The organism is Ruegeria sp. AB9, assembly GCF_056542585.1.
On sequence record NZ_JBQGAA010000037.1, the window covers coordinates 1 to 4,504 of the forward strand.

At 62.8% G+C, this 4,504-nt stretch carries 3 protein-coding genes; all 3 read left to right on the forward strand.

All coding sequences use genetic code 11. The features are described 5' to 3' along the window. A partial coding sequence (gene gcvT / locus ACR0K5_RS24885; protein ID WP_480632196.1) for a glycine cleavage system aminomethyltransferase GcvT occupies positions 1–1,083 on the forward strand: 1,083 nt, incomplete at its 5' end. An 18-nt stretch (positions 1,084–1,101) separates the two neighbouring features. Then, positions 1,102–1,467 (forward strand): glycine cleavage system protein GcvH, encoded by a 366-nt coding sequence (gene gcvH, locus ACR0K5_RS24890; protein WP_480632197.1) that lies wholly within the window; start codon positions 1,102–1,104, stop codon positions 1,465–1,467. Between the two features lie 178 nt (positions 1,468–1,645). Beyond that, the gene (gene gcvP, locus ACR0K5_RS24895; protein WP_480632198.1) at positions 1,646–4,501 is read left to right on the forward strand and encodes an aminomethyl-transferring glycine dehydrogenase; all 2,856 of its coding nucleotides are present in this window, start codon (positions 1,646–1,648) and stop codon (positions 4,499–4,501) included. The last annotated feature ends 3 nt before the right edge of the window (positions 4,502–4,504 follow it).

Consider the following 4,504-nt stretch of genomic DNA (forward strand, 5'->3'; position numbering starts at 1 on the left):
AAACGCACTCCCCTTTACTCATTGCATGTTGAGTTGGGTGGTAAGATGGTTGATTTTGCTGGTTGGGAGATGCCTGTTCAGTATCCATTGGGGATTATGGGTGAGCATAAGCAGTGTCGTGAGAAGGCGGCGTTGTTTGATGTGTCTCATATGGGTCAGGTGATCCTGCGCGGTGAGAATGTGGGTGAGAAGCTGGAAGCTCTGTGCCCGCAGGCTTATGCGACGCTGAAGGAAGGCAAGGCGCGGTACGGGTTCTTTACGAACGCGGAAGGCGGGATCATGGACGATTTGATCGTGTCGAACGCGGGCGATCATTACTTTGTGGTGGTGAACGCGGCGCTGCGGCATCAGGACATTCCGCATATGCGCGACAATCTGGACGGGGTTGAGGTGACCGAGATCTTCGACCGCGCGCTGGTGGCTGTGCAAGGTCCCAAGGCCGAGGACGTGGTGGGCGCGCTCTGCCCTGCCGCCCGTGACCTGAAGTTCATGGAAACCACGATTGCGGACATCAACGGCGTCGAATGCCGCATCTCGCGGCTGGGCTATACCGGCGAGGATGGCTACGAGATCTCGATCCCCGAGGACAAGGCGATCGACGTGTCGAAAGCCTTCCTGGCGCATGAGGATTGCGAACCGGCGGGTCTGGGCGCGCGCGACAGCCTGCGGCTGGAGGCAGGTCTGTGCCTGTATGGCAATGACATTGACCAGAGCACCTCGCCGGTCGAGGCCAGCCTCGGCTGGGCGATGCAGAAGCGCCGCAAGGAAGAAGGCGGTTTTCCGGGCGCGGATCGCGTGCAGAAGGAACTGGCCGAGGGGGCTGCCCGCAAGCTGGTGGGCATCAAGCCCGAGGGCCGTGCGCCTGCGCGTCAGGGCGTGGAAATCCAGTGTGCTGAGGGCAACACGATCGGTCAGATCACCTCGGGCAGCTTTGGCCCCACGGTGGGTGGCCCGGTTGCGATGGGCTATGTGTCCGCGGGCCATGGCGAGCCAGGGGAGAAGGTGAACCTGATCATTCGGGGCAAGGCGCAGCCGGCCGAGATCGTGACCACGCCTTTCGTCAAACAGAATTACAAGCGTTGAAGTCAGGAGAGAGACAACATGGCAACCTATTATTCCGAAGAGCATGAATGGCTGACCGTCGAGGGGGACGTGGCCACTCTGGGCATCACCAAACATGCCGCCGAGCAGCTGGGTGAAGTGGTGTTCGTCGAGCAGCAGGAAGCGGGCGACGAGTTCGAAAAAGGCGGCGAGATCGGTGTGATCGAATCCGTCAAGGCGGCGTCCGAGCTTTATGCGCCGGTCGATGGCGAGATCGCGGAAGTGAACGAGGCGCTGGCCGACAATCCCGGTTCGCTGAACGAAGACCCCGAGGGCGAAGCCTGGATTTACAAGATCAAGATCGCAGACGCGTCGCAGCTGGAAGATCTGATGGATCTGGACGGCTACAAGGCCCTGATCGGCTGACACGTGCCGGAGCCCCCGCGACCGGGGCTCCATTGTTCTAACTTCTGCCGCCGAATCTGGGCTCCGCCCGTTCGGGCCTGACTCTGTCCACCGGACAGAGACCGGGACGGCCCTCACCCCCCCCGCCGGAGGCTCCTGCCAGAGCGGCTGGGTGAGACATTCCACGAGGAGCGCTGCAATGGCCTTCAAACTGACCGATTACGAAGCCTATGACTTCGCCAATCGCCGCCACATCGGCCCGTCGCCCACCGAGATGCGCGACATGCTGAAGGTGATCGGCTTCAAGACGCTGGACGAGCTGATCGACGCCACCGTCCCGCCCGCGATCCGGCAGAAAGAGCCGCTGGACTGGGGTCCGGCGATGACCGAGCGCGATGCGCTCTTTCACATGAAAGAGGTGGCGAGCAAGAACAAGGTTCTGACCTCGCTGATCGGTCAGGGGTATTACGGCACCACCACGCCGGCGCCGATCCTGCGCAACATCCTGGAAAACCCGGCCTGGTACACGGCCTACACGCCGTATCAGCCCGAGATCAGCCAGGGCCGTCTTGAGGCGTTGTTGAACTTCCAGACCATGGTCAGCGACCTGACCGGGCTCGATGTGGCCAACGCCTCGCTGCTGGACGAAGCCACAGCTGCGGCGGAAGCCATGGCGATGGCCAAGCGTGGCGGCCGGTCCAAGGCCAACAACGCGGCCTTCTTCGTCGACAAGAACTGCCACCCGCAGACCATCGCGGTCATTAAAACCCGCGCCGAGCCTCTGGGCATCGACGTGCAGGTGGCCGATCCGGACACGCTGGATGCAGGTTCCGTCTTTGGCGCGATCTTCCAGTATCCCGGCACCCATGGTCATGTGCGCGACTTCACCAACGAGATCGCAGCGCTGCATGAGCACAAGGCCATCGCCATTGTCGCCGCCGACATCCTGTCGCTGGCGCTGCTGAAGTCACCCGGCGAGATGGGCGCGGACATTGCCATCGGCTCGACCCAGCGTTTTGGCGTTCCGATGGGCTATGGCGGCCCGCACGCCGCGTATATGGCGACTACCGACAAGCTGAAGCGCTCGATGCCCGGCCGGATCATCGGCGTGTCGATCGACAGCCGTGGCAACAAAGCCTACCGGCTGTCGCTGCAGACCCGCGAGCAACATATCCGCCGCGAGAAAGCCAACTCGAACGTTTGCACCGCGCAGGCGCTGCTGGCCGTCATTGCCTCGATGTATGCCGTGTACCATGGCCCCGATGGCATCAAGGCCATCGCGCAATCGGTGCACCGCAAGACCTCGCGCCTGGCCGCCGGTCTGGAAGAGGCGGGCTTTGCCGTGGAACCCGAAGTGTTCTTCGACACCATCACGGTCGAGGTCGGCCATCTGCAGAATGTCGTGATGGAGGCCGCCGTGGCCCGTGGCGTCAACCTGCGCAAGGTGGGTGACACGAAAGTGGGCATCAGCCTGGACGAACAGACCCGGCCCGAGACCATCGAGGCGGTCTGGGGCGCCTTCGGCATCGACCGCAAGGATGACAGTTCGAACAAGCAATACCGCCTGCCGGATTATGCGTTGCGCGAAAGCGCGTACCTGACCCACCCGATCTTCCACAAGAACCGCGCCGAGGCCGAGATTACCCGCTACATGCGCCGTCTGGCCGACCGCGATCTGGCGCTGGACCGGGCGATGATCCCGCTGGGCTCGTGCACCATGAAGCTGAACGCCACGATCGAGATGATCCCGGTCACCTGGCCCGAGTTCGGCAACCTGCACCCGTTCGTTCCTGAAGATCAGGCGCAAGGTTATCACGAGATGATTGCGGATCTGAACGACAAGCTGTGCCAGATCACCGGTTATGACGCGATCTCCCAGCAGCCCAACTCGGGTGCGCAGGGCGAATACGCAGGTCTTCTGACCATCCGCAACTATCACTTCGCCCGTGGTGAAGGGCAGCGCAATGTCTGCCTGATCCCGACCTCGGCGCATGGCACCAACCCGGCCTCGGCCCAGATGGTCGGCTGGCAGGTTGTGCCGGTGAAAGCGGATGAGAACGGCAACATCGACGTCAACGACTTCCGTGAAAAGGCCGAGAAGCACAGCGACCATCTGGCCGCGTGCATGATCACCTACCCTTCGACCCATGGCGTGTTCGAGGAGACGGTGCAGGAGGTCTGCCAGATCACCCATGATCACGGCGGTCAGGTCTATATCGACGGGGCGAACATGAATGCCATGGTCGGTCTGGCCCAGCCGGGCAAGATCGGCGGCGATGTCAGCCACCTGAACCTGCACAAGACCTTCTGCATCCCGCATGGCGGCGGCGGCCCCGGCATGGGTCCGATCGGCGTCAAGGCGCATCTGGAAGAGCACCTGCCCGGCCACCCGGAATACGGCACCGCCGTGGGTCCGGTCTCGGCCGCGCCCTTTGGTTCACCCTCGATCCTGCCCGTCTCATGGGCCTATGTGCTGCTGATGGGCGGCGCGGGTCTGACGCAGGCCACGAAAGTGGCGATCCTGAACGCCAACTATATCGCGGCGCGCCTCAAGGATGCCTACCCGATCCTCTACACTTCGGAAACGGGCCGTGTGGCGCATGAATGCATCCTCGACACCCGTCCGCTGGACGCCGAGGGCAATGTGAGCGTGGACGATGTGGCCAAGCGCCTGGTCGATTCAGGCTTCCACGCGCCGACCATGTCCTGGCCGGTGGCCGGCACCCTGATGGTCGAGCCCACGGAATCGGAGCCCAAGGACGAGCTGGACCGCTTCTGCGACGCCATGCTGTCCATCCGTTCCGAGGCGCAGGACATCATCGACGGCAAGATCGACGCGGAGAACAACCCGCTGAAAAACGCCCCCCACACGGTGCGCGATCTGGTCGGCGAATGGGACCGCCCCTACACCCGCGAACAGGCCTGCTTCCCTCCGGGATCCATGGGCGTCGACAAATACTGGTCACCCGTCAACCGCGTCGACAACGCATACGGAGACAGAAACCTCGTCTGCACATGCCCCCCAATGGAAGAATACATGGACGCCGCAGAGTGAAAC

Excerpts from the sequence above, each read along its gene's own strand:
- gcvP (WP_480632198.1), top strand. The coding sequence starts at position 1,646 with ATGGCCTTCAAACTGACCGATTACGAAGCCTATGACTTCGCCAATCGC.
- gcvH (WP_480632197.1), top strand. The coding sequence starts at position 1,102 with ATGGCAACCTATTATTCCGAAGAGCATGAATGGCTGACCGTCGAGGGG.